Genomic DNA, 24568 nt, shown 5'->3' on the forward strand with positions numbered 1-24568 from the left:
GGCCGCCGGAACCTACCCGCTCGGCGACGCGACGCGACGCGACACTGCCCGCGCCGCGTCGCCGAGCCTGTCCGGTGACCGTCCCACGGGGAAGCGTCCGTCGTCCCGGCGGCGCTCGGCGTTCAGCTCGTCGACCGCGCCGAGCGCGTCGCCGATCGTCGCGTAGTCCACCGCCACGAAGTTGACCGGCCGCCCGCGCCGCTGCTCGCAGGCGTGCGCCCGCTCCAGCACCCGCTGGCGGGAGTTGACGAGACCGGCGTCCAGGCGGCGTCCGCCGCCGGCCGTGACGAAGTGGTTGAGCAGGAAGAGCCGCTTGTCGGTGCCGCCCCGGTTCGGCAGACACGACATCTCGTCCGGGCTGCGGAAGGCGAACGGCGTCTCCATGCCGTACCGGTAGAAGTTCCGGTACCAGGGCGCGGGGCCGTCGGCCTTCTCCGCGAACACCACCAGCCGCCGGCCGCTGTCGATCATGTCGGCGAGCTTCGGCCACGGCCGGTCGGGGTCGGCGTCGGGCGCGTACAGCAGGTCGGACAGCCCGGCCCGCTCGAAGGCCCCCTGGCTCTCCACGGCACCGACGCCGTCCTGGAGGATCAGGGTGACGACCTCCGTGGGGTTCGCCCGCAGCCAGTCACCGATCTGGCGCAGCGTGGGCGCCAGTTCCAGGGCGCCGGCGCCGCACACCGAGTGGCACAGCCACAGGCCGGGGTGGGGAGGGTTCACCCGTTCCAGGATCCCGGTGAGCCGGCGTCGCAGGGCCGGGGCGAAGTCCGAGGCGTCCAGCCGGGCCGCGACCTCGTCGGGCCGCTCCCAGCGGTGGGTGTCGAGGAGCAGGACCCGTACCCCCGCGTCGAGCTGGCCGACGATGTCCGGGTCCTGCAGGGGGCCGATGAACCGGTCCGCCGTCGTGGCCATGGCGTTGTGCGAGGCGAGCTGGGCGATCTCGTCGTACCGGGCGTCGCACAGCTCGGCGCTGCCCTGGCAGATGCGCGGCGAGGAGCCGGTGATCGCCACCGGGGCCACCATCGTGCCGACCAGCGCGCACGCGGTGACGGCGAAGGTCAGGGCGGGGCCGTGCCGCGGATCGGTGAGCACCGGCACACCGGGCCGGGTCTGCCAGACCCAGCCCACCGTGATCAGCAGGGCGCCGGCGGCGAGCAGGATCACCGCGACGACGGTGGCGGTGGTCAGGAGCCGGTCGAGCGCGGCGGCCTGGACGTCGCCGAGGAGCTCGGACGCGGTCGGGGGCCACGACGAGGGCGGGTCGAACAGGGCGTCGCCCAGGGTGAGGCGCAGCAGGAGCACGGTCAGCGCCATCAGCGTGGCCGCGGCGGCCGGCGCCCACCCGAGCGGCAGCAGCCGGCGCTTGGCGGGGCCCGGGGTGGAGAACCACAACAGGGTGAGCGCGGCGGCGCCCAGCACGGCGGCCGCGGGTTCCACCACCTGCTGGAAGAGGCGGGTGACGGAACGCGCGCGGTCCACCGGCGCCGGCACCTCCCGCGCCGGGCCGAGGCCGACGGTGACGACCCACGTCCCATCCCGCGCCTCCCGCAGCAACTCCGCCGCGGCCGCCCGGACCTGGTCCGTCAGGGCGACCGGCGCGAGAGCGGCCAGGGCCGCGGCCACGTCCCCCCGGTCCAGGGCCGTCTGCACGGTGGACCTCAGGCCGGCGGGCGCGTCGGACGGCACCAGGCGCATCAGCGCGTCCGTGGCCGCGACCGCCTGGCCGTGGGACAGCGGCAGCGTCGGCAGGTCCTCCAGCGGCGCCTCCCCGGCCACCACTTGCGCCGCCAGCTCCGACAGGCGCTGCACGAACGCCTGGAAGTCGGGTTCGGACCGCTGCTGGAGAGCGGCGACGGCATCACCGAAGTAGGCCTGGCTCAGCCGCTCGACGTTCGCCACCACCGGCTCCAGGTCCACGGTGAGCCGGAGCCGGTCGCGGTCTCCCTCCAGGTAGTGGATCATCTCGGCGATCTGCCGGTCGCCCATGGCCCGCAGCGTCTCCGGCGGGATGACGACCTTGATGTTGGAGGTGATCGTGGACTGCGGAACGGGCAGCCGGTCCAGCAGCTCCTGGGTCAGCGGGGTGCCGGCCGGATCGACCAGCACCTCGTCGTAGAACCGCTGGTAGGCCCGTTCGTCCTCCAGCACCTGGCCGTAGAACGTCGGATCGAGCACGGTGCCGCGCACGACGGCGGCCGCGGCCAGGACGGTCAGGCTCAGCACCGCCACGCACCAGATCAGGACCTCGACCCAGAGGGAGCGCCGAACCAGTCCGTCCATGTACCCATTCTCGTTTCAGCCGGCCGTCGTGCGGGGCGGCGCCCGGGCGGACGCCACCACACGCATGCCCCGGCCGCGGTCGGCCGATGCCGGCCGGCCGCCACCCGGCCCCGCACGCGCGAGGGGCGGTGGGAGCCAGGCTCCCACCGCCCCTCGCGCATGCCGCCGCGATCAGACCGCGGGCGCCGGGTACGTCGGGTACTCCACCCCGGAGACGTGCTGGACGACGCGCACGACCTGGCACGAGTAGCCGAACTCGTTGTCGTACCAGAGGTAGAGGATCGCGTTGTCGCCCTCGACCTTCAGCGCGCCGGCGTCGACGATCGAGGCGTGGCGCGAGCCGATGAAGTCGCTGGACACCGCGTCGGGTGCGCCGATGAAGTCGATCTGGCGCTTGAGCGGCGACGTCAGCGACACCTCGCGCAGGTACTCCAGCACGTCCTCGCGGGAGGTCTCGCGGGCGAGCTGGAGGTTCAGGATCGCGATCGACACGTCCGGCACCGGGACCCGGATCGAGCTGCCGGTGATCTTCGCCTTGAGGTCCGGGAGGGCCTTGGCCACCGCGGAGGCGGCGCCCGTCTCCGTGATGACCATGTTCAGCGGCGCGCTGCGGCCACGACGGTCCGACTTGTGGTAATTGTCCAGCAGGTTCTGGTCGTTGGTGAACGAGTGGACGGTCTCCACGTGGCCGCGCAGCACGCCGTACTCGTCGGCCATCGCCTTCAGCGGCGGCACGATCGCGTTGGTGGTGCAGGAGGCGCAGGACAGGATCCGCTCGTCCGGCTTGATGGTGTCGTGGTTGACGCCGTGGACGATGTTGGGGACGTCGCCCTTGCCCGGCGCGGTCAGCACGACCTTGTCGACGCCGGGGCGCAGGTGCTTGGACAGGCCCTCGCGGTCGCGCCACTTGCCGGTGTTGTCGATGAGGATGGCGTTCTTGATGCCGTACGCCGTGTAGTCGACCTGCGTCGGGTCGTCGGCGTAGATCACCTTGATGGCGTTGCCGTTGGCGAGGATCGTGCTGTTGTCCTCGTCGACGGTGATCGTGCCCTGGAACTGGCCGTGCACGGAGTCGCGGCGCAGCAGCGAGGCGCGCTTGACGATGTCCTCGGCGGCCCGCTCGCCGCCCCCGCGGACGACGATGGCGCGCAGCCTGAGGCCGTTGCCCGAGCCGGCCTTCTCGATGAGCAGGCGGGCGACGAGCCGGCCGATGCGGCCGAAGCCGTACAGGACGACGTCACGCCCCTCACGCCGGTCGATCTTGTTGGCGCCGGTGGCTCCCGCGACGGCGTCGGCGGTGAACTCCTCCACCGTCAGCCCGCGGTCGTCGCTCTTCCAGGTGGCGGCGAGCATGCCGATGTCGATCTGCGAGGGGCCGAGGTCGAGCGCGGTGAGGGCCCGCAGGAAGGGCATCGTCTCGGTGACCGACAGCTCCGCGCCGGCGATCTGCCGGGCGAAGCGGTGGGTCTTGAGGATGCTGACCACCGACTTGTTCACCAGGGAGCGGCTGTGCAGCAGGACGGTGACGTCCCGCTCACGGTGCAGCTTCCCGATCATCGGGATCATCGACTCCGCGATCTCCTCGCGGTTCTTCCAGTTGGTGAACGAGTCGTCGTTGGCAGTCACGTCTCTATCTTTCGAGCTAGGCGGCGCTCATATGCTAACCCCATCGCCCTTCTGATCGATCAAGTGGGCCCCTTGGCGATCAGATGATCGGCCCCCGGTGCTCACGGCCGCCCGCCTCAGCGCGCGCCGCTCCACGTGTGGGCGACGTCCACCACGACCCGCCCGTCGAGCGCCAGCACCCGGAACGGCAGCCGGCCGCGGACGCCGAGCCCGATCTGGGTCTCGCCCTCGAAGCTGCCGGCGAACCGGGCGTCCCGGAAGGTGCGGTACCCGGTGAGGTCCACGCCCGGCAGGGGCCGGCCGGCCCGTCCGGGATAGGTGGGCGCCCCCGTCTCGGGGCGGTATCCGGGCGCGGCGACCCGGACCTCGAGGACGGCTCCGCCGCCGACCGCGATCGGGCGGCCCGAGCCGTCCTGGTGCAGGCGGCCGACGTACCGCACGAAGTGGCCGAGGTCGCCCGCCCTCGCGCCGGGCACGTGGACGACCAGCCGGTCGAAGCACGCGTGACGGCCGGTCCCGACGTCCTCCACCGGTGTCGTCGTCCCCGCGACGCGGGTCTTGTCGAGGCTGCCCCAGCCGGTGGGGCACGCCGTGGTGTGCGTGCCGCTTCGCGCGGTGCCGCGCGCCTCGGCGGCCGGTGCCGCGTCCGCCGCGACCGTGGCCGTCCCCAGGGCGGCGCCCGCGAGGACGACCGCCATCCATGCCGCCCTGTCCCGTCGCATGATGTCCTCCGAGGGATGCGATTTCCTTTATCCGGTGAGACAGGCGGATTGGGGGAAAGGTTGCGGTGTGCCGCGGAAAACGCCTCGACGCCCCCTTCACGCCGGGGTGAGCCCGCGGATGTGATTGCGCCCCGGGCGATCGGGTACGCGAGCCTGAACCGCCCCCGTGCCGATCACCGGGGCGGAGCCCACCCATGCCGCTACCAGGGATCTGTCATGGAAACACCCGCGAACGACAACTCCGTCTCGCCCGCCCAGCGCGCGCTGGACGTGCTGGCCGAGAACACCGAGGACACGGCGGCGCTCGACACGCTCGCGAGCAGCGACGTCCTCGTCCCGGTGCCCGACGACGCGAACGACCAGGACGCCGCCGACCCCGGGATGCTGGCCCTGCCGGTGCTGGAACAGCAGGGCGGCCGTCAGGTGGTGCCGGTGTTCACCTCGGAGCTGGAGATGGCCGGCCTGCTGCCGTACGTGTCCCGCTACCGCATGGTGCCGCTGGGCGCCCTCGCCGCGCAGTGGCCGGCCGACGACCTGTCGCTGTCCATAGACGCCGGCTCGGAGCACCGCCTCACGCTCACGTCCGACGGCGTACGCACCCTGCTGGCCCGCCCCTAGAACCGGGGCCCGCCCTCAGGGGCGGGCGCCCTCCTCGTCGCCGAGCATGCGGGCCAGCACGGCCCGCTGCAGCGGCAGCACCTCGGCGTGCAGGGCGCGGCCCTCGCCGGTCAGCTCGACGTACACGCCGCGCCGGTCCTCCGCGCACATCGAGCGTGACACCAGCCCGTCCTTCTCCAGCCGGGCGATGAGCCGGGACAGGGCGCTCTGGCTCAGGTGGACCCGGCCCACCAGGTTCTGCACCCGGCACTGGGCGCCCTCCTCGGGCGCCTCGGTCGCGAGGATGTCGAGCACCTCGAAGTCGCTCGCGCCCAGACCGTGCGGATGCAGCGCGCGGTCGATCTCGCACATGGTGCGCGCGTGCACGGAGAGGATCTCCCGCCACCGTTCCTCGAGCCGTGCGCCGGCCGTCTTGGCTGCCATACGTGCACGGTAACACCGAAGCGGTCAGTCATTGACCGTGCAACTAATGCGCGCGCACCGGCACCTCACCGGCAGGGCACTCGGCGCACCGGCCTACGGCTCAGGCCGAGTCCCGCCGCACCAGTTCCGTCGGCAGGATCACCGCCGCCGGGTCCTCCCCGCCGATCTGGGCCAGCAGCACCCGGACCATCTCGGCGCTGATCCGGTCCCAGGGCTGCCGGATCGTGGTCAGCTCGGGACGGGCCGCGACCGCCGCGGGGGAGTCGTCGAAACCGCCCACCGCCACGTCCTCGGGCACCCGCCGCCCCGCCCGCCGCAACGCGGCCAGCACACCCTGCGCCATCAGGTCGGAGGCGACGAACACCGCGTCCACGTCCGGAGCCCGGGTCAGCAGCCGCTCCGCCCCCGCCTCGCCGCTCGCCCGGCTGTAGTCACCGGAGACGACGAGCCGCTCGTCGAACGCGACGCCCGCCGCGGCCAGCTCCTCCCGGTAGCCGGCGAGGCGCTCCACGCCGCCCGGGGTGTCCGGCGGGCCGGTGACCACGCCCACCCGGCGCCGCCCCAGCGACAGCAGATGGCGGACCATGTCCCGGGCGCCGTCCCGGTCGTCGGCGGCCACGTAACTCACCTTCGAACCCAGCCCGATCGGCTTGCCGCAGGCCACCAGCGGCACGCCCGCCGCGCGCAGCTCCTCGGCGACCGGGTCCCCCGAGTGGCTGGAGACCAGCAGCACCCCGTCGACGTGGCCCGCCGTGATGTACCGCGTGATGCGCCGCCGTTCGTCCTCCGTCCCGGCCAGCATCAGCAGCAGCGGGATGTCGTGCGCGGCCAGCGCCTGGGTGCAGCCGCGCAGCAGGACGTTGAAGTTCGGGTCCTCGAAGAACCGCTCCTGCGGCTCGGTGAGCAGGAAGCCCACCGAGTCCGAGCGTCCGGTGATCAGCGACCGGGCGTGCCGGTTGACGACGTAACCCGTCTTGCGGATGGCCGCGTTGACGGCCTCCTGCGCGGCCGGGCTGACGTAGTGCCCCCCGTTGAGGACCCGTGACACCGTGCCCCGCGACACGCCCGCCTCGCGCGCCACGTCGTGGATCGTGGGCGGTCGGCGCCGGCCCCCCGTGTTGCTCATGGTCATGACTTTACGGCCCCGGAGAGCAGGTCGAGGCTCCAGAACCGCTGGACGACCAGGAACAGGGCGACCAGCGGCAGCACCGCGAGGAAGGCACCGGTGATCACCAGCGTGTACAGCGCGGGCGTGTTGGCGCCCTGTTCCAGCAGCGTGTACAGACCGAGCGTGATCGGGAACCTCTCGTCGTCGCTGAGCATGATGTACGGCAGCAGGAAGTTGTTCCACACGGCCACGAACTGGAACAGGAACACCGTCACCAGCCCCGGCACCATCATGGGCAGCGCGACCCGGGTGAAGATCCGCCACTCGCCCGCCCCGTCCATCCGCCCGGCCTCCACGACATCGGCGGGCACGGCCGCCGCCGCGTAGATCCGCGCCAGGTAGACGCCGTAGGGGGAGAGGATCTGGGGGAGCAGCACGGACAGGTACGAGTCCGTCAGGTCCGCCTCGGCCAGCAGCAGGTACTGCGGGACGGCGAGGATCACGGGCGGCATCAGGACACCGGCCAGCAGCACGTTGAACAGCGTCTCCCGGCCACGGAAGCGGTAGGTCGCCAGGGCGTAGCCGCTGACCGCCGACACGGCCGTGGACAGCAGGGCGCCGAGACCGGCGTAGAGGGCCGAGTTGGCCATCCACGTCCAGTAGACGCCGTCGCGGTAGGCGCTCAGGTCGCTCACGTTGTCGGCGAAGCCCGTGCCCGGCAGGAAGGTGAAGGTGGAGAACAGCTCGCTGCCGGACTTGGTGGCGGCGATCACCACCCAGGCCACCGGCAGCAGGCAGTAGACCGCGCCGAGCAGCAGGGTGAGCGTCGGGACCAGCGCGATACGGCGGCGCGGCGGCGGCCCCTGGGCGGTGCCGGGCGTGGTGCCCGCGGCCGGCCGGGCCTTGCGGACGGCGAGGGAACTCATCGCGTGGCCTCCTGCTTGTCGCGGCGGTTCGCTGCCCGCAGGAACCCGAAGGACAGCACCAGGGTGACGAGCGCGATGATCGCGGCCTGGGCGGCGGCGGCGTACACGTCACCGTTGCCGAAGGCGTCCTGGTACACCTTCATCAGCGGACTCCAGGTGGTGGAGACGGAATTGGTGAGCGGCTTGAGGGTGGTCGGCTCGTTGAACACCTGGAGCGTGGCGATGATCGAGAAGAAGAACGTCAGCACCAGCGACGGCGCCACCATCGGGATCTTGATCCGCAGCGCGATCTGCAGCGGGGAGGCGCCGTCCAGCTTGGCCGCCTCGAACACCTCGGCCGGGATGGCCCGCAGGGAGGTGTAGATGACGATCATGTTGAAGCCGGTGCCGCCCCAGACGGCGATGTTGGACAGGGCGAGGTAGAGCGGACCGCCGTCCAGCAGGTCGGGCTGCGGCAGACCGAGCCGGTCGAGCACGAAGTAGAAGGGGCTGACGTCCGGCAGGTACAGGAAGCCCCACAGCAGCGCCGCGACGACACCGGGGATGGCGTACGGCAGGAAGATCGCGAGCCGGGTGACCGGCGTGAAACGCACCTTCTCGGAGTCGAGCATCAGCGCGAACAGCAGGGCCAGGCCCAGCATCACGGGGACGACGACGCAGCCGTAGGCGAGGACGCGCAGGGCCCCGGCCAGCAGTTCGCCGTCGGTCAGGGCGTCGGCGTAGTTCTGGAAGCCCGCCCACACCTCCTCGCGCGCGCCGGCTCCGAGGCCGAGCCCGGAGACCTCCACCTTGCGGAAGCTGAGGTGGACGGCGTAGCCGATGGGCAGCGCGAAGAAGAGCAGGAAGAGGACGATCGCCGGGATCAGGAAGGCGTACGGGGCGCCCCTGACCCCGAAGGGCCTGCGACGTGCCGCCGTGCGTGCGGTGGTGGGTGCGGTGGTGCCGCTCACGGGGCGACCTCGAAGCCCTGCTTCTTCAGGTCGGCGACGGTCTCCTGCTGCATGGTGCCGAGAGCGGCGGAGAAGTCGGACCTGTTCTTGGCGGCGGCGCCGAACGCGTCCTTGAAGGTCGTGTAGGCGACGTTGACGTTCGGGCCCCACGCGGCCGGCGCCGTGGTCTTCGCGATGGCGGCGGCCCGCGTGTAGAAGTCGGGCTGGTTGGAGAAGTACTCCGGCGGTTCGGCGAAGGCGCCGCTGAGCTGGGCCGAGGTGGAGGCGGGGTAGATGCCGCCCTCCTTCGCGAGGGCGTTCAGCGCGTCGCCGTCGGTGTTCAGCCACGCGGCGAACCTGGCGGCGGCGTCCTTGTGCTCGGAGTCGGTGGTGACGCCGGTGGACGAGCCGCCCCAGCTCCCGGTGCGGTTCTCGCCGGCGGACCACTGGGGGAGCGGGGCCATCGCCCACTTGCCCTTGGTGTCGGGCGCGGCCGTGGTCAGGGTGCCCGGCGCCCACACGGCGCTGACCCAGGCGATCTGCTTGCCGGTGTTGAGTGCCTTGTTCCACGCCGGGGTGTACATCGGCTGGTTGTCGACGGCACCCTCCTCGACGAGGCCGCCCCAGAACTCGGCGACCTTCTCGGTGGCCGCGTCGTCGATGCCGACCTTCCACTTCTCGCCCTCGGTCGTCCACCACCGGGCGCCGGCCTGCTGGGCGAGGCCCGCGAAGAGGCCGGAGTCGTTGGCGGAGAAGGTGGTGAGGTCCTTGTCGGGGGCCGCCTTCTTCAGCTCGCGCGCGGTCTCGGCGAACTCGTCCCAGGTGGCCGGGACCTTTAGGCCGTACTCCTTGAACAGGTCCTCGCGGTAGTAGAACATCATCGGCCCGATGTCCTGCGGGACGGCGTACACGGCGTCCGTGCCCAGCGTGGTCTGCTGCCACACGCCCTCGGCGAACTTCCCCTTCACGTCACCGACCTCGCCGGATATGTCGGCGAGCGCGTCGTTGCTGACCAGCGTCGGCAGTGCCTGGTACTCGGCCTGCACCAGGTCCGGTGCCTGACCGGCCTTGTGCGCGGTGAGGATCTTGGTGACCAGTGTGTCGCCGGACGCCTGCTTCTTCACCGTGACGGTGATCTGCTCCTTCTTGCCCGGCCCCTTGTTCCACAGGTCGACGACCTTGTCCATGCCGGGCGTCCAGGTCCAGTACGTCAGCGAGACCGGACCCGACTGGGCGTCGCCGCCCTCGTCGGAGGAGCCGCAGGCGGCGAGGGCGGTGGCCCCGAGTGCGACGGCGACGGCGGACGTCACCAGGCGGCGGCGCTTCGTGAACGGCATGGAACTCTCCCCTGACCTGGGGTCTCCGCCTGCTGCGAAGACCTGCCATGCTTCTGTGAGCGTTCACAGTAGAGAAACATCCCGGACACTTGTCAATGGTTGTCACTGTGCGGTTATGTTGGGCTCGCACCGCCGAAGATGTGTGTGCACGTTCCCAATTGATCGATCACATCGGGAGACCATCCATGCCGGAGACCACCCCCAGGGGCCTGGCCGGGCTCGCCTTCGGCGGGGACTACAACCCCGAGCAGTGGCCGGAGCACGTCTGGCAGGAGGACGTACGGCTGATGCGCGAGGCCGGCGTCACGATGGTGAGCGCCGGGATCTTCTCCTGGGCCCTGCTGGAGCCCGCCCCGGGCACGTACGACTTCGGCTGGCTGGACCGCGTCCTGGACCTGCTGCACGAGAACGGCATCCGCGTCGACCTCGGCACGCCGACCGTCGCCCCGCCCGCCTGGTTCTACCGTGCCCACCCCGAGGCGCTGCCGGTCACGGCCGAGGGGGTGCGGTTCGAGTTCGGCTCCCGGGGCGCCATCTGCCACAGCAACGCCGACTACCGCGCCGCCGCCGCGAACATCACCACCCGCCTCGCCGAGCGCTACGGCACCCACCCGGCCCTCGCGCTCTGGCACGTCCACAACGAGTACGGCGTCCCCGTCTCGGCCTGCTACTGCGACTCCTGCGCCGCCCACTTCCGCCGCTGGCTCGCCACGGCCTACGGCACGGTCGACGCCGTCAACGAGGCCTGGGGCACCGCCTTCTGGGGCCAGCGTTACGCGGACCTCGACCAGATCAACCCGCCGCGCGCGACGCCGACGGTCGGCAACCCGGCCCAGGCGCTGGACTACAAGCGCTTCGCCGACGCCACCATGCGCGAGAACTTCACGGCGGAACGGGACATCCTGCACCGGCTGTCACCCGGCGTCCCCGTCACCACCAACTTCATGACCGCCCTCAGCCAGTGCGACTCCGTCGACTACTGGGCCTGGGGGCGCGAGGTCGACCTCGTCACCAACGACCACTACCTGATCACCGACGGCCGCCGCACCCACGTCAACCTCGCCATGGCCGCCGACCTCACCCGCTCCGTCGCCGGCGGCGCCCCCTGGCTGCTGCTCGAACACTCCACCTCGGGCGTCAACTGGCAGCCCCGCAACCCCGCCAAGGCCCCCGGCCAGATGGCCCGCAACTCCCTCGCGCACGTGGCCCGCGGCTCGGAGGGCGCCATGTTCTTCCAGTGGCGCCAGTCGCGGCGCGGCGCCGAGAAGTTCCACTCGGCGATGCTCCCGCACGGCGGCACCGACACCCGCGTGTGGCGCGAGGTGGTGGGTCTCGGCGCCGCCCTCGACTCGCTGAACCCCGTCCGCGGCACCCGCACCGAGGCCGACGTCGCCATGCTCTGGGACTGGCACTCGTGGTGGGCCCAGAGCCTCCAGTGGCGCCCCAGCGAGGACCACGATCCCCGCGAACGCGCCGACGCCTTCTACGAGGCCCTCTACGACCGTCACCTCACGGTCGACTTCGCCCACCCGGAAGCCGACCTGTCGGCCTATCCCCTCGTCGTCGTCCCCGCGCTGTACCTCGCGACCGAGGCGGCCGGGAACAACCTCCGCGCGTACGTCGAGCAGGGCGGCACCCTCGTCGTGTCGTACTTCTCCGGCATCGTCGACGAGCACGACGCCGTCCACGAGGGCGCCTGCCCCGGCGCGCTCAGGGACGTGCTCGGCCTCGCCGTCGAGGAGTTCTCCCCCCTGCTGGCGGGCGAGCGGGTGCGCGTCACCGGCCCCGAGGGCGGCGAGCTGAGCGGCGACGTGTGGACGGAGTTCGTCGTGCCCCGCGGCGCCGAACCGGTGTGGACGTACGCCGACGGCCTGACGGCGGGCCGCCCGGCCGTCACCCGGCACCGCCTCGGCGAGGGCACCGCCTGGTACGTCTCCACCCGCCTCGACGCCGACGGCCTCGACGCCGTCCTCGCCCGCGCGGCCGAGGACGCGGGCGTCACCCCCCGCGCCGACCTCCCCCGCGACGTCGAGGTGGTGCGCCGCACCGGCGAGTCCGGCACCTACCTGTTCGCCGTCAACCACACCGCCTCGGACGCCAAGGTGCCGCTGGAGGCGCACGGCACCGAGCTGCTGACCGGCGAGCGCGCGGCGGGCCGCCTCGACCTCCCCGCCGGCGCCGTCCGGGTCGTCCACCTCGACGGCTAGACCGCTTCCCGCGGTTCGGCGGTTCCCGCAGCCGACGCGGTCCGCGCAGTTCCCGATGCCCGCACAGCTGTCACCCACCCCAGTCGAAGGGACCACGGACGACGATGTTCCAGCCCGGACGCACCCTCAAGGCCCTGCTGCCGCCCCTGGTGGCCGGCCTCGCCCTCACCACCCTCCCCGCCCCGCCCGCCCACGCGGCGGGCACCCTCACCAACGGCGGCTTCGAGGCCGACGGCACCGGCGCCGCCACCCCGAGCGGCTGGTCGGAGTCCGGCGCGGCCGGCGCCTCGTACACGGAGGCCGGCGGCCGCGGTGGCGGCAACCGCCTGAGCCACTGGTCCTCGTCCGCGTACCGGGTGGAGACCTACCAGCGCCTGTCGGGGCTCGCCGACGGCGGCCACCGGCTGACCGCCTGGGTCCGTTCCGGCGGCGGCCAGAACTCCGCCCACCTGGCCCTGAAGAACTGCGGCGGCGCCGAGCGGCGCACCAGCCTTCCGGTGTCCGCCAGCGGGTGGATCAGGATCGTCGTGCCCGTCGAAGTGAAGGGCGGCCGGTGCACCGTGAGCGTCACCAGCGACGCGAACGCCGGCAACTGGATCAACGTGGACGACCTGACCTTCACCCCCGGCACCGCGACCGGCCTGAGCGTCAAGGGGGCCGACGTCTCCTCGCTCGCCAAGAGCGAGGCCATGGGCGGCGTCTACCGCACGGCCTCCGGCACCCCGGGCGACGCGCTCGGCATCCTGAGGTCCGCCGGCATGAACTACGCCCGCCTGAAGGTCTGGGTGAACCCGGCCGACGGCTACAACGACAAGGCCCGCGTGCTGGCGACCGCCAAGCGGGTCAAGGCCCAGGGCATGAAGCTGCTGGTCGACTTCCACTACTCGGACACCTGGGCCGACCCGGGCGCCCAGAGCAAGCCCGCCGCCTGGGCCGGCCACTCCTACGACCGGCTCAAGAAGGACGTGTACGACCACACCTATGACGTACTGTCCGCGCTCGAGGCCCAGGGCACCGGGGCCGACATGGTGCAGGTCGGCAACGAGATCAACGGCGGCATGCTCTGGAGCGAGGGCTCCACGGACCACTGGACGCAGCTCGCCGGGCTGATCAACAGCGGGTACGACGCCGTCAAGAGGGTCGACGCGGCCACACCCGTCGCGCTGCACCTCGCCAAGGGCGGCGACCTGGCGGGCACCCGCTGGTGGTTCGACAACGCCGTCGCGCACGGCGTCCGGTTCGACGTCATCGGCCTGTCGTACTACGGCTACTGGCACGGACCGCTGTCCGACTTCCAGACCACCCTGGACGACACGGCCGCCCGTTACGGCAGGCCGGTCTTCGTCGCCGAGACCGCCTACCCGTTCCGGCTGGACAGCGAGGACGCCCACGAGAACATCATCGACGTCCCCGGCGAACTGGTCCCCGGCTACCCTGCGACCCCGGCGGGGCAGGCGGCGTGGATGGACACGGTGGCGAACATCGTGGAGGCCGTCCCGGCCGGCCGCGGCCTCGGCGTCTTCCAGTGGGAGGCGACCTGGACCGCCGTGGACGGCAACGGCTGGGACCCCGCCGACCCCTCCTCCGGCAACGGCTGGGAGAACCAGGCCCTGTTCGGCTACGACGACCGGGCGCTGCCGGCGACCGCGTGGTTCCGCCACCGCTGAGGCGGGAGCCGTGCGGTGCCGCCCGCGAGGCCCGGACGCGGACCCGGCGTTAACCTGTCCCTCAGCCGCGGCCGATGCGCGCGGCACGGCGGTGGGGCCGGCCTCCCCCTCGCCCGTCGAGTAGGAGACGCCCGACCATGACATCCCCGAACGCCGAGAGCGCCGCCGCCCGGCCGGACCGGCCCGCCCGATCCGGCCGGTCCGGCCAGGCACCGGTCCTCGCGGCGGTCGCCCTCGGCGGCGGAACGGGCGCCGCGGCCCGCTACGCGGCCTCCCTCTGGTGGCCGGCGCAGACCGGTGGCTTCCCCTGGACGACCTTCTGGGTCAACGTCACCGGTTGCACCCTGATGGGCGTGCTCATGGTGGCCGTCACCGAGGTGTGGGACGTGCACCGCCTGGTCCGGCCCTTCCTGGGCACCGGGGTGCTCGGCGGCTTCACCACCTTCTCCACCTACGCCGTCGACCTGCGCGACCTGTTCGCCGCCGACCGGATCGGCACGGGACTGGCCTACCTCGCCGCGACCCCGCTCGCCGCCCTCGCGGCGGTGTGGTCGGCCACCCTGGCGACCCGCCGCGCGCTGGTGTCCGCCGGCGGCGGCGAACCGGAAGCGCCGGGCGGGGAGGCGTCGTGAACTGGCTGCTGGTCGTCGCGGGCGGCATGGTGGGGGCCCCGCTGCGCCACCTCACCGACCGGGCCGTGCGCTCCCGGCACGACTCGGACTTCCCCTGGGGCACCTTCACGGTCAACGTCGTCGGCTCCCTGATCCTGGGCCTGCTCACCGGTGCCGCACTGGCCGGAGCGGCGGGATCGGAACTGCGGCTGCTGCTCGGCACCGGGCTGTGCGGCGCCCTCACGACGTACTCGACCTTCTCCTACGAGACGCTCCGGCTCACCGAGACGGGCGCCCGCCTCCAGGCCGCCGTGAACGTGGCGGCGAGCGTGGCGGCCGGTCTCGGGGCGGCGTTCGCGGGGGTGACACTGGCCGACGCGCTCTGGGCGTGACGCGTGGCGCCGGTCTCGGTGCGGTAGGACGGCACAGGCGTGCCGCACAGCTGACCGCAGCACGCCCTACGCCGGACCCGGCCCGCCCCGCCGCCGTTTCAGCGGGCGTCGCGCAGTGGCTCACCCACGCTCCTGAGGTGCCGCAGCGCCGCACGGTGCGAGGCGAGCAGCCCCGTCTGGCAGTAGGGGACGCCCAGCTCGGCGCAGTACCGCTCGGTGATCTCCTGCGCCCTGCCGAGGGCGGGGGTCGGCATGCTGGGGAAGAGGTGGTGCTCGATCTGGTAGTTCAGGCCGCCCATGAAGGCGTCGACGAGGATGCCGCCCCGCACGTTGCGCGAGGTCAGCACCTGACGGCGCAGGAAGTCGAGCCGCATGCCCTCCTCGATCATCGGCATGCCCTTGTGGTTCGGCGCGAAGACCGACCCCAGGTAGACACCGAACAGCCCCTGGTGCACGGCGATGAAGGCCAGAGCCTTGCCGGGGGAGAGGAGGGTGAACAGGCCGCCGAAATACAGGACGAAATGGGCGACGAGCAGCGTGCCCTCCAGAACCGGACGCTTCATCGACGGGCTGCGCAGCGCCTTGAAGCTGTTGAAACTCAGATTGAGGCCCTCCAGCGTCAGCAGCGGGAAGAAAAGGGCGGCCTGATGCTTTCCGACGAATCGGGGCAGCCCTTTCGCCGCGCGCGCCTGGCGCCGTGACCAGACCAGGATGTCGGGCGAGACGTCCGGGTCCTTCTCCTCGTGGTTGGGGTTGGCGTGGTGGCGCGTGTGCTTGTTCATCCACCAGCCGTAGCTCATGCCCAGCAGCAGGTTGGCCACCAGGAGACCACCGGCCTCGCTGGGACGCCGGCGGGAGAAGACCTGCCGGTGGGCGAGGTCGTGCGCGGCCAGCGCGAGCTGGCCGAAGACGACGGCCAGGGCCGCCGCGACGAACAGCTGGCTCCAGCTGTCGCCCAGCGCGACGAACGCCGCGACACCCCCGGCGAGCGCCAGGGCGACGGCACCGAAACGCACCGTGTAATAGAGCGGGCGGCGCCGGAGCAGCCCCGCGTCGGCTATGCGCCGTGAGAGTTCGGAAAAGTCGCTCCCTTTTCCGCGTCCCTTTTCCTGTTCGCGCGGGGGCAGGCTCTCGACGAGCACCGTTTGATTCGCCATGCACCTCAGTATGTGGACGGTGCGTTCGCCGCGGAATGACGTCTGCCCCCGAAGCGGGGTGGAGCCAGCACCACCCCCGGACCTGCGGTTCCCGGCACCACACCGGGAGCGGACCGGAGGGACAATGGCGCTCATGAGTACGTCCACGCGGTTCCAGCCGGTCCTGGAGCGCATCGCCGAGGAGATCGAACGCACCCCGGGCAGCGGCCGGCCCGCCGACTACATCCCGGCGCTCGCCGCCCGCGATCCGCGCCGCTTCGGCATGGCGGTCGCCGAGCCGGACGGCACGGTGTACGGGGTGGGGGACTGGCGGGAGCCGTTCTCCGCGCAGTCCATCACCAAGGTCTTCACCCTCGCCCTCGACCTGGCCCGCGAGGGCGACGCCCTGTGGGAGCACGTGGGCCGCGAGCCGTCCGGCAACCCGTTCAACTCCCTGGTGCAGCTGGAGTACGAGAACGGCATCCCGCGCAACCCGTTCATCAACGCCGGCGCCCTCGTCGTCACCGACCGCCTGCACACCCGTACCGGCGACGCGGCGGGCGAACTGCTCGCGTTCCTGCGCGCGGAGAGCGGCAACCCGGACCTGACCTACGACGAGGAGGTCGCCGCCTCCGAGACCGCGCACGGCGACAGGAACGCGGCCCTGGGCCACTTCATGTCGTCCTACGGCAACATCGACAACCCCGTGCCGGTCCTGCTGGAGCAGTACTTCCGCCAGTGCTCCGTCGCCGCGTCCTGCGCCGACCTCGCCCTCGCCACCGGGTTCCTGGCCCGGCACGGCATCCGGGCCGACGGCACCAGGCTGCTCAGCCGCAGTCAGGCCAAGCAGGTCAACGCGGTGATGCTGACCTGCGGGACGTACGACGCGGCCGGCGACTTCGCCTACCGGGTGGGGCTGCCGGGCAAGAGCGGGGTCGGCGGCGGGATCATCGCGGTCGTGCCGGGCCACTGCACGCTGTGCGTGTGGAGCCCCGGCCTGGACGAGCGGGGCAACTCGGTGGCCGGGGTGGCGGCGCTGGACCGCTTCACGACCCTGACGGGGCTGTCGGTGTTCTGACCCGGACGCGCGCGGGGGCAGGGACGGTCAGCTTCCCTCCACGCGCACGAGCTTCAGCCGCAGCACGAGCGCCATGACGGCCGCGCCGAGCCCGGCGACGCCCACGATCGCGCCGGTCTCCGCCCAGCCCGGGCCGTCGTGCGACGCGCGTGCCGCCGTGACCGTCGCGGGCACCGCCTGCGGGCCCTGGCGCGGACGGACGCCACCGGGCGCCAGCGATCCCACCGGATCGACGCTCCCGGTCGCCTCGAATCCCCAGTCGAGCAGTGCCCGGGCCTCCTCGTACACCGCGTGGCCGCCGCCCTCCTGCGGGTTCATGACGGTCGCCACCAGGGTCCGCCCGTCGCGCCGGGCGGCGGCGATCAGCGTGTTGCCGGCGTTGCTGGTGTAGCCGTTCTTGATGCCGATCAGCCCGGGGTACGGCTCCACGCCGTCCTCGCCCGTCAGCAGCCGGTTGGTGTTCCGGATGCCGTAGGCGTCCCCGTCGCGGCCGGGGAACATCGCGAAGACCTTGGCGCAGTACCGCGCGAAGTCCGGATTGCGCAGCCCGGCCCGGCCGAAGACCGCGAGGTCGTACGCCGACGACACCTGGCCGGGCGCGTCGTAGCCGTCGGGCGAGCTGACGTGGGTGTCGCGGGCGCCGAGGGCGTGGGCCTCGGCCTGCATCCGGGCGGCCGTGGCGCGCCAGCCGCCGGTGAGCGAGGCGAGGACGCGGACGGCGTCGTTGCCGGAGTTGAGGAAGACGCCGTTCCACAGGTCGGAGACGCGGTACGTGTGACCCTCGACGACTCCCACCAGGCTGCTGCCCGGACCGAGGCCGGACAGTTCGTCCGCGCTCACCTCGTGGCGGATGCCGCCCGGCAGGACGGGCAGCACCGTGAGCGCGAACAGCGTCTTGAGGGTGCTGGCCGGAGGCAGCCTGCGATGCGCGTCGTGCGCCGCCAGCACGTCACCGGTGCCGGCGTCGGCGACCACCCAGGACAGCGCGGAGACATCGGGGACCTCGGGCGCCCCGCGGCGGGGGCGGACCTGCGTACCCGACCGGTACAGCAGCGACGGCTGGGCGGCCACCGTCCGCGGCCCGCCGGGCGGACCGGGGTCCGGCCGCTCCGCACGGGCGGCCGCGGCGGCGGGCAGGAGCGTGAGCAGTCCTGCCGCGCAGAGCACGCAGGTGGATCGAGCCGCCCGGGATGAGAATCCGATAGTCATACCGCAAACGTAGGAATGGGCACGCGGAACGCCACGCTGCCCGGGCCGGGCGGCGCCCGCAAGCACCCGGATGCCGTAGGGATCACCGGCCGCCCTCCCCGGCCGGCGACCCGTCAGCGGCGGTCCGTCACCGGGCGCCCCGTCAGCGGCGGTCCGTCCCGGGCGACCCGCCAGGCAGCGGTCCGTCACCGGGCGACCCGTCAGGTGGTGGGCAGTGTCGGCTGGACGGCGCGCAGGAACGTGGCGTTGTCCGGCGTCCGGCGCATCCGCTCCAGCAGGGTCTCCAGACCGGACTGCCCGTCCCGGCTCTGCAGCGCGCGCCGCAGTCCGCGTACGGTGGCCGACTCGGCGGCGGAGAGGAGCAGTTCCTCGCGGCGGGTGCCGGAGCCGGTCATGTCCACGGCCGGGAACACCCGGCGGGAGGCGAGTTCACGGCTCAGGCGCAGCTCCATGTTGCCCGTGCTCTTGAGTTCCTCGAAGTAGTAGTCGTCGGCGCGCGAGCCGGTCTCCACCAGCGCGGTGGCGAGGATGGTGAGGGAACCGCCCTCCTCCGCCTTCCGGGCGGCACCGAAGAACCGCTTCGGCCCGAGCAGTGCCCCGGCGTCGACTCCGCCGCTGAGGGTGCGGCCGCCGGAGGAGGCGGCGGCGTTGTTGTGCGCCCTGCACAGCCGGGTGAGGGAGTCGAGGAGGATGACGACGTCCTCCCCTGCCTCCACCAAGCGCTTGGCACGCTCGATGACGAGGTCGGCGAGCGCGATGTGCTGCTTGGCGCTCTGGTCGAAGGTCGAGGAGTACACCTCACCGCGCACGGAACGGCGCATGTCGGTGACCTCCTCGGGCCGTTCGTCGAGCAGGACCACCATGAGCCGGGCCTCGGGGTGGTTGCCGGCGACCGCGGCGGCGATCTGCTGCAGGAGGACGGTCTTGCCGGTCTTCGGCGGGGCCACGATCAGACCGCGCTGCCCCTTGCCGACCGGGGCGAGGAGGTCGGCGACGCGTCCGGTCAGGCCGGCCGCCGGGTGTTCGAGACGCAGCCGCTCGTGGGGGTGCAGGGGCGTCAGGTCACGGAAGTGACGCCGGCCGCCCTGTCGGTCGGATGCGCGGCCGTTGACCCGGACGACGTCGGTCAGGGTTCCGCGCCCGCCCGGCACCCCCTCGACGCGGTCGCCCTTGCGCAGGCCGTGGCGGCGGATCAGCGCGGGGGAGAGGGAGAGGTCGGACGGCTCGGGCTGGAGGCTCGGACCCCGCAGACGTCCCTTCCCGCCCGCGTCGATGTCGAGGACACCGTCGGCGATCTCGGCCGGGGACTGCTGCACAGGGGGGTGTTCGAGTGTGGTGGTCATGGAGTTCGGTCCTTTCGAGGACACGGGCTGGGACATGCGAAGGAAGGAGGGGGAAAGCCGTGCGAGGGGTCGGACGACACGCCTCCGGACGGCGGGAACAGCACCTCGGACACGGCGGGGAAAGACCCGGTCTCGCGAGGTTGTGCTGAGAAGCGGACGCGCCGGTCGCATCGCGACGGGCGGGTCGGCGAACCGAAGGGAAACCTGCACCGGCGCCCCAGAGGGGGCGTACACAAGTGCTCCCCGAACCTTACCACGAAAGGAGCCGGGCGGCCAGGGATCCCGTTCTCCGGCCCCTCCCGCCCCGCCCCCTCCTCATCGTTCGCATGTGCCCGGGGCGGACTCAGCCTCCCGAACGCGCCTGTGCCTCCTGTGCCTCCTGGGCGATCCGTTCGAACTGCGCGCCCATCGCCGCCTGGAGCGCCTGCGCCCCCGACAACGGGCGCACCATCACCGTCAGTTCGTCGATACGGCCGGACTCGTCGAGGTGCAGGATGTCGCAGCCGCTGATCTCGCGGTCGCCCACCCGCGCCGTGAAGAGCAGCGCGTGGTCGCGGCCGTCCGCCTCCCCGATCTCGCGCGTGTAGCGGAAGTCCTCGAAGACGCGGGCGACCCCGCGCAGGATCGCCGAGGTGATCGCCTTGCCGTGGTACGGCTTGAAGACGACCGGGCTGGTGAAGACCACGTCCTCGGCCAGCAGCGCTTCGGCGGCGTCGAGGTCGTGCGCCTCGATCGCGGCGCGGAATGCCTGCATCGCAACTCCTCCGGGTCAACGGTATGCAACTTTTTGAATAGGTGCGGAGTAGACTAGTGCGTGCTTGCTAGCGTGTCGACATGTCTCTCAAGTACGCCGTCCTGGCCGCCCTGCTGGAGGGCGAGGCCTCGGGCTATGAGCTGTCCAAGGTGTTCGACGTGTCCCTCGCCAACTTCTGGCCCGCCACGCCGCAACAGCTCTACCGCGAACTGGAGCGCCTCGCGGGCGACGGCCTCATCGAGGCCCGTACGGTGCCGCAGGAACGCCGTCCCACCAAGCGGCTGTTCTCGCTCACCGAGGCCGGCCGTGAGCAGCTGCACGCCTTCGCCGCCGAGCCGACCCGGCGGCCCACCGCCATCCGTGACGAGTTCCTGATCAAGATGCAGGCCATGGACGGCGTCGACACCGCGCAGGTCCGCGCGCTGGTGGAGGAGCGCAGGTCCTGGGCGCTGGGCAAGCTCGCCCGCTACGAGCGCGTCCGGGAGCGACTCCTGGGCGGTCGTACCGAGGAGGAGCACCTGCGGGACGCCGACCGCGTCGGGCCCTACCTCACCCTCCTCGCCGGCATCACCTTCGAGCGGGAGAACGCCCGCTGGTGCGAGCGCGTGCTCACGGTGCTCGGGGAGCGGCGCGCCCCCACCGGGCCCGCCGGGCAGCCTCTAGGCTGACCGGATGTTCAGCCCCGAAGGTCCCACCCTGCGTGAACTCGCGGTCCAGGCACTGTCGTCCGTCGAGCGCGGCTACGACCTGCTGGCCCCGAAGTTCGACCACACCCCGTACCGGACGCCGGACCGGGTGCTCGACGCCGTGGCCCGCGCACTGGCGCCGATGGGGCCGTTCCGCGCCGGACTCGACCTGTGCTGCGGTACCGGCGCGGGCGTGGACGTCCTGGCCCGCGTGTGCCGGGAGAGCGTCACAGGCGTGGACTTCAGCGCGGGCATGCTGGCGGTCGCCCAGGACCGCGCGGCGACCCGGGACCGCGCGGCGACCCGGGGGCCTGCGGCGCCCGGGGGTCCCGCGGTGTCCTGGGTGCGCGCGGACGCTCGCGCGCTGCCGTTCGGCCCGGTCTTCGACCTCGCAGTGAGCTTCGGGGCGTTCGGGCACTTCCTCCCCGGCGAACTGCCGGGCCTGTTCGGTCAGGTGCGCTCCGTGCTGCGGCCGGGCGGCTGCTTCGCCTTCCCCGTCGCCGCCCCGCCCCGCCCCGGCTCCCGGGCCTACTGGACGCTGCTGGGCTTCGACACCGCGATGCGGGTGCGCAACGCGCTGTGGCGCCCGCCGTTCGTCATGTACTACCGGACGTTCCGGCTCGGTGACGTGGGCCGGGAGCTGGCGCGCGCCGGCTTCCGGGCGGACCTGCACGCCCTGCCGGAATTCGGGCGCCGGCCCGACGGGAGTCCCCGCGCCCGGCTGGTCGTGGCCCGGCGCCCCTCGTGAGGGCGGGGCGCGCGGACAGGGTCAGCCCGCCGCCGGCAGGGTGAACTCGTAGACCAGAGCGTCCCTACGGGCGTCCACCACGAGGTCGGTGATCTCCAGGGGCCGTGCGTACTGGTCGTGCACCCGCCGCACGACCCGGACCGACGGAGTGTCCGCGAGCCGGGTGATCGTGTCGCGGTGGTGCAGCGCGAGGCCCGCCCGGCGCATCCAGTCGTAGGCCCGCCGCAGCTGCGCCGAGGCGGTGCCGTCGGCGCGGTCGCGGTACCGGGCCAGCTCCTCGACCTCGGCGAGCGCCACGGCGGAGAAGGAGGTCACGGCCGTGCGCAGGCCGCTTCCGTCGGCGGTCGCGGAGGTGTAGCGGTGCACCAGGGTCGGCCGGCCCGGTACCAGCCCGAGCGCCGCGGCGTGCTCCGCCGGCGGTGCCTCCCAGGTCACGGTGGCCCGGTCGCCGGTGCGGGGTTCCGGTGCCCGGGCGCCCACCGGGAAGGTGAGGGACGCCGGGCTCTGGGCCGGCGGTCCCGGCAGGGTCGCGTGACTGCCCCGCCGGTCGGTGGCGAGCAGGCCGTCCCGGCGCAGCACCTCCAGGGCCTGCCGTACGGTCTCCCGGCTCACGCCGAAGTGCTCGGCCAGCCGGCGCTCGCCCGGCAGTCGCTCACCCGGCGGGACGGTCCCGTCGCGCAACTCGTCGAGCAGCCGGGTGGCCACCCGCCGGTACAGGGGCCCGGCGCCGGTGGGAGCGTGGTCGTGCGCGTGGTCGTGCGGGGTGGAGCGGGCCATGCCGCGCCCTCCTGTTGGTGACATGCGGTAGCCGTGCGGGCTCGGTGTGCCACCAGAACTATCATTGGTCTAAACCAACTGGGAAGGGTGGTCCGCCGGTTAGGCCGAAACCCTGCCGTACGGCCCGCCCGGAACCCGCGCCGGCCCGCGCCGGCCCGGCCTCAGGCGTACGCCCGCAGCCAGCGCAGTTTGGCCGCTTCCTGGAAGGGGCCGCCGCCCTCGTGGTCGTTGAAGTCGTACACCTCGATCGCCTTGTCCTCGTGGGCCCAGGCGTTGAACGCCGCGAAGACGGTCGACGGCGGGCAGGTCTGGTCCTCCAGGGCCGCCGAGAACAGGGCGGGGGCGCGGCCGCGCGCCGCGAAGTGCACGCCGTCGAAGTACGACAGCGTGCGCAGGGCGTCCTCGGTGCGGCCGCGGTGCGTCTTCAGGTACAGGCCGATCTCCCGGTACGGGTGCCGGTCGGTGAGCGTGGTCGCGCGCGGAAAGTCGCACAGGAACGGCACGTCCGGCGCCACCGCCGCCACGTCCGGCACCAGGCCGCCCACCGCGATCGTGATGCCGCCGCCCTGGCTCCCGCCGAGGACCGCGGTGCGCGCCGGGTCGGTCAGCGGGTGGGAGCGGGCCGCCTCGACGGCGCGCACGGCGTCCGTGAAGACGCGGCGGTAGTAGTAGTTCTCGGGAGCGTCCAGGCCGCGGGTCATGAAACCCGGGTACGCCGGGGTGCCGCCGACGGGATCCGCGGTGCCGCCGCCACCGCCCCACGCGCTGCCCTGACCGCGGGTGTCCATCACGAAGTGCGCGCGGCCGGTGGACGCCCACAGCAGGTGCTCGTGCGGCAGGCCCCGCCCGCCGCCGTACCCGACGAACTCCACGACCAGCGGCAGTGGTTCCTCGGCCGCGGCTGGCAGGACCAGCCAGCCCTTCACCGGGTGGCCGCCGAAGCCGGCGAACGTCACGTCGTGCACCCGCACCGTGGACAGCCCCGTGTCCACCGGCTCGAAGCGGACGTCCAGATCGTGCTCCCGCGCTTCCCCGAGCGTCCTGCTCCAGAACGCGTCGAAGTCGTCGGGCTCGGCCGACGCGCTGCGATACGCGTGGAGTTCGTCGAGCGGAAGGTCGAACAGGGCCATCGAGAACCGCCTTTGCGGGGAGACAGTGCCGGACCGTACGGATGATCACACCGTACGTGAGTGGTCGGATGAATCGCCAGATCTCCCGTCTCCGCATCTGGTGATCGGTGCGATGCTTCCGTATGTTCGGTCCGTCGAACCGCAGGTCAAGCGGACGTGCCGATCGCTGGACGGGACCGGGAGGGGAGGCGGGGCGCGGAAGGGCGGGGCAGTGGTCGGGTCACCGTTCCGCCGTCAGGCCCGGCGATGGGTCCACCGCGGCTCGACGAGGGCCCAGTCGCGCTCCCACTCGGCCATCCGGTGCCGCAGGGCCACCCGGCGGACGGCGCAGTGCGCGAGGAGCACGACGAGCCCCGTCCCGATGGTGGCGCACACACCCATGGTCACGCTGTGCTGGAGTACCGCCGAGGCGTCCGTCGGCGGCGGCACGCTCCGGCCGCGGGAGTCCAGCCACACGTCGACGGTGTCACCGTGCCGGGTCCCGGCCGGGACGCGGGCCGTGGTGCTCCGCTCACCGCCGTCCGGCGTGCTCCAGCGCACGGTCGCGCGGTACGAGTGCTGCCCGCCGGCCTCCACCGACGGCAGGGAGTCGGGGGTCGTGCCGACCACGGCGGCGCGGACGCGGTGCCGCTCCGCCTGCTGCTCCGCCGCGATCGCCTGGGCCTGGCCGTGGCTCCACCAGGCCGTGGCGGCCCCGAGCAGCGGCGCCCCCAGGCACAGCAGCACGGCGACGGCCAGCGCGGTCCAGGCCTCGACGACGTCGCAACGGCGGCGCAGCGGATTGTTCCGCCGGGCCCGGCCGCGCACCCGGGTTCGCATGACGACCTCCTCGCGATCACCGCGGACGGAGGACCGGACGAG

23 protein-coding genes are annotated in these 24568 nt (G+C 72.7%); 8 read left to right on the plus strand and 15 right to left on the minus strand.

Annotated elements, in window-relative coordinates; all coding sequences use genetic code 11:
• Positions 1 to 12 precede the first annotated feature (12 nt).
• From ACFIF2_RS23470 to ACFIF2_RS23480, 3 genes are all read right to left on the minus strand, one after another.
• Positions 13 to 2280 (minus strand): hypothetical protein, encoded by a 2268-nt coding sequence (locus ACFIF2_RS23470; protein WP_395575186.1) that lies wholly within the window; start codon positions 2278 to 2280, stop codon positions 13 to 15.
• A 171-nt stretch (positions 2281 to 2451) separates the two neighbouring features.
• Positions 2452 to 3906 (minus strand): glyceraldehyde-3-phosphate dehydrogenase, encoded by a 1455-nt coding sequence (locus ACFIF2_RS23475; RefSeq protein ID WP_395575187.1) that lies wholly within the window; start codon positions 3904 to 3906, stop codon positions 2452 to 2454.
• 116 nt (positions 3907 to 4022) lie between these two features.
• Positions 4023 to 4628 (minus strand): hypothetical protein, encoded by a 606-nt coding sequence (locus ACFIF2_RS23480; RefSeq protein ID WP_395575188.1) that lies wholly within the window; start codon positions 4626 to 4628, stop codon positions 4023 to 4025.
• Between the two features lie 216 nt (positions 4629 to 4844).
• Between ACFIF2_RS23480 and ACFIF2_RS23485 the strand changes: the two genes are divergently transcribed.
• Positions 4845 to 5246: an SseB family protein gene (locus ACFIF2_RS23485; RefSeq protein ID WP_395575189.1), complete on the plus strand. Its 402-nt coding sequence runs from the start codon at positions 4845 to 4847 to the stop codon at positions 5244 to 5246.
• A gap of 15 nt (positions 5247 to 5261) precedes the next feature.
• On the opposite strand, the gene ACFIF2_RS23490 is transcribed toward ACFIF2_RS23485, so the two are convergent.
• The 5 genes from ACFIF2_RS23490 to ACFIF2_RS23510 all read right to left on the minus strand — a co-directional run bounded on the left by ACFIF2_RS23490 (position 5262) and on the right by ACFIF2_RS23510 (position 9969).
• Complete coding sequence (locus ACFIF2_RS23490; RefSeq protein ID WP_395575190.1) at positions 5262 to 5669, minus strand: MarR family winged helix-turn-helix transcriptional regulator; 408 nt, start codon at positions 5667 to 5669, stop codon at positions 5262 to 5264.
• A gap of 100 nt (positions 5670 to 5769) precedes the next feature.
• Positions 5770 to 6801, minus strand: coding sequence for a LacI family DNA-binding transcriptional regulator (locus ACFIF2_RS23495; protein WP_395575191.1), 1032 nt, complete (start codon positions 6799 to 6801; stop codon positions 5770 to 5772).
• Entirely contained in the window at positions 6798 to 7703 is a 906-nt protein-coding gene (locus tag ACFIF2_RS23500; protein ID WP_395575192.1) for a carbohydrate ABC transporter permease, read from the minus strand. Before ACFIF2_RS23500 ends, ACFIF2_RS23495 begins: the two co-directional genes overlap by 4 nt.
• Positions 7700 to 8653, minus strand: coding sequence for a carbohydrate ABC transporter permease (locus ACFIF2_RS23505; RefSeq protein ID WP_395575193.1), 954 nt, complete (start codon positions 8651 to 8653; stop codon positions 7700 to 7702). Before ACFIF2_RS23505 ends, ACFIF2_RS23500 begins: the two co-directional genes overlap by 4 nt.
• Complete coding sequence (locus ACFIF2_RS23510) at positions 8650 to 9969, minus strand: ABC transporter substrate-binding protein (protein ID WP_395575194.1); 1320 nt, start codon at positions 9967 to 9969, stop codon at positions 8650 to 8652. The genes ACFIF2_RS23505 and ACFIF2_RS23510 overlap by 4 nt, the downstream gene beginning before the upstream one ends.
• A 185-nt stretch (positions 9970 to 10154) precedes the next feature.
• Here ACFIF2_RS23510 and ACFIF2_RS23515 point away from each other — a divergent pair, with 185 nt between their 5' ends.
• The 4 genes from ACFIF2_RS23515 (at position 10155) to crcB (ACFIF2_RS23530) (ending at position 14846) form a co-directional block, all read left to right on the plus strand.
• Positions 10155 to 12176, plus strand: a complete 2022-nt coding sequence (locus ACFIF2_RS23515) for a beta-galactosidase (protein ID WP_395575195.1) — start codon at positions 10155 to 10157, stop codon at positions 12174 to 12176.
• A gap of 104 nt (positions 12177 to 12280) precedes the next feature.
• The gene (locus tag ACFIF2_RS23520; RefSeq protein ID WP_395575196.1) at positions 12281 to 13843 is read left to right on the plus strand and encodes an arabinogalactan endo-beta-1,4-galactanase; all 1563 of its coding nucleotides are present in this window, start codon (positions 12281 to 12283) and stop codon (positions 13841 to 13843) included.
• 137 nt (positions 13844 to 13980) lie between these two features.
• A complete protein-coding gene (gene crcB, locus ACFIF2_RS23525; RefSeq protein ID WP_395575197.1) occupies positions 13981 to 14475 on the plus strand; it encodes a fluoride efflux transporter CrcB in 495 nt (164 codons plus the stop codon).
• Positions 14472 to 14846 (plus strand): fluoride efflux transporter CrcB, encoded by a 375-nt coding sequence (gene crcB / locus ACFIF2_RS23530; RefSeq protein ID WP_395575198.1) that lies wholly within the window; start codon positions 14472 to 14474, stop codon positions 14844 to 14846. The genes crcB (ACFIF2_RS23525) and crcB (ACFIF2_RS23530) overlap by 4 nt, the downstream gene beginning before the upstream one ends.
• Positions 14847 to 14944: 98 nt before the next feature.
• Here crcB (ACFIF2_RS23530) and ACFIF2_RS23535 read toward each other — a convergent pair whose 3' ends face one another.
• The gene (locus tag ACFIF2_RS23535) at positions 14945 to 16003 is read right to left on the minus strand and encodes a fatty acid desaturase family protein (RefSeq protein ID WP_395575199.1); all 1059 of its coding nucleotides are present in this window, start codon (positions 16001 to 16003) and stop codon (positions 14945 to 14947) included.
• 133 nt (positions 16004 to 16136) lie between these two features.
• Between ACFIF2_RS23535 and ACFIF2_RS23540 the strand changes: the two genes are divergently transcribed.
• On the plus strand, positions 16137 to 17060 hold the full coding sequence (locus ACFIF2_RS23540; RefSeq protein WP_395575200.1) for a glutaminase: 924 nt from the start codon (positions 16137 to 16139) through the stop codon (positions 17058 to 17060).
• A gap of 27 nt (positions 17061 to 17087) precedes the next feature.
• Here ACFIF2_RS23540 and ACFIF2_RS23545 read toward each other — a convergent pair whose 3' ends face one another.
• From ACFIF2_RS23545 to ACFIF2_RS23555, 3 genes are all read right to left on the minus strand, one after another.
• The gene (locus ACFIF2_RS23545; RefSeq protein ID WP_395575201.1) at positions 17088 to 18269 is read right to left on the minus strand and encodes a D-alanyl-D-alanine carboxypeptidase family protein; all 1182 of its coding nucleotides are present in this window, start codon (positions 18267 to 18269) and stop codon (positions 17088 to 17090) included.
• A gap of 200 nt (positions 18270 to 18469) precedes the next feature.
• Positions 18470 to 19612: a transcription termination factor Rho gene (gene rho / locus ACFIF2_RS23550; protein ID WP_395575202.1), complete on the minus strand. Its 1143-nt coding sequence runs from the start codon at positions 19610 to 19612 to the stop codon at positions 18470 to 18472.
• A gap of 343 nt (positions 19613 to 19955) precedes the next feature.
• Entirely contained in the window at positions 19956 to 20366 is a 411-nt protein-coding gene (locus ACFIF2_RS23555; RefSeq protein ID WP_395575203.1) for a nuclear transport factor 2 family protein, read from the minus strand.
• A gap of 80 nt (positions 20367 to 20446) precedes the next feature.
• On the opposite strand from ACFIF2_RS23555, the gene ACFIF2_RS23560 reads away from it, so the two are divergent.
• A complete protein-coding gene (locus ACFIF2_RS23560) occupies positions 20447 to 21034 on the plus strand; it encodes a PadR family transcriptional regulator (RefSeq protein WP_395575204.1) in 588 nt (195 codons plus the stop codon).
• Between the two features lie 4 nt (positions 21035 to 21038).
• On the plus strand, positions 21039 to 21800 hold the full coding sequence (locus ACFIF2_RS23565; protein ID WP_395575205.1) for a class I SAM-dependent methyltransferase: 762 nt from the start codon (positions 21039 to 21041) through the stop codon (positions 21798 to 21800).
• A 21-nt stretch (positions 21801 to 21821) separates the two neighbouring features.
• On the opposite strand, the gene ACFIF2_RS23570 is transcribed toward ACFIF2_RS23565, so the two are convergent.
• From ACFIF2_RS23570 to ACFIF2_RS23580, 3 genes are all read right to left on the minus strand, one after another.
• Positions 21822 to 22577 carry a GntR family transcriptional regulator gene (locus tag ACFIF2_RS23570; RefSeq protein ID WP_395575206.1) on the minus strand — a complete coding sequence of 252 codons (756 nt, stop codon included), beginning with the start codon at positions 22575 to 22577 and terminating at the stop codon, positions 21822 to 21824.
• Positions 22578 to 22738: 161 nt separating this feature from the next.
• Positions 22739 to 23707 carry an acetylxylan esterase gene (locus ACFIF2_RS23575; RefSeq protein WP_395575207.1) on the minus strand — a complete coding sequence of 323 codons (969 nt, stop codon included), beginning with the start codon at positions 23705 to 23707 and terminating at the stop codon, positions 22739 to 22741.
• A 234-nt stretch (positions 23708 to 23941) separates the two neighbouring features.
• Positions 23942 to 24526 carry a DUF3592 domain-containing protein gene (locus tag ACFIF2_RS23580; protein ID WP_395575208.1) on the minus strand — a complete coding sequence of 195 codons (585 nt, stop codon included), beginning with the start codon at positions 24524 to 24526 and terminating at the stop codon, positions 23942 to 23944.
• Between the last annotated feature and the right edge of the window lie 42 nt (positions 24527 to 24568).

This window comes from Streptomyces sp. BK79, assembly GCF_044142145.1.
Classification (GTDB): Bacteria; Actinomycetota; Actinomycetes; order Streptomycetales; family Streptomycetaceae; genus Streptomyces.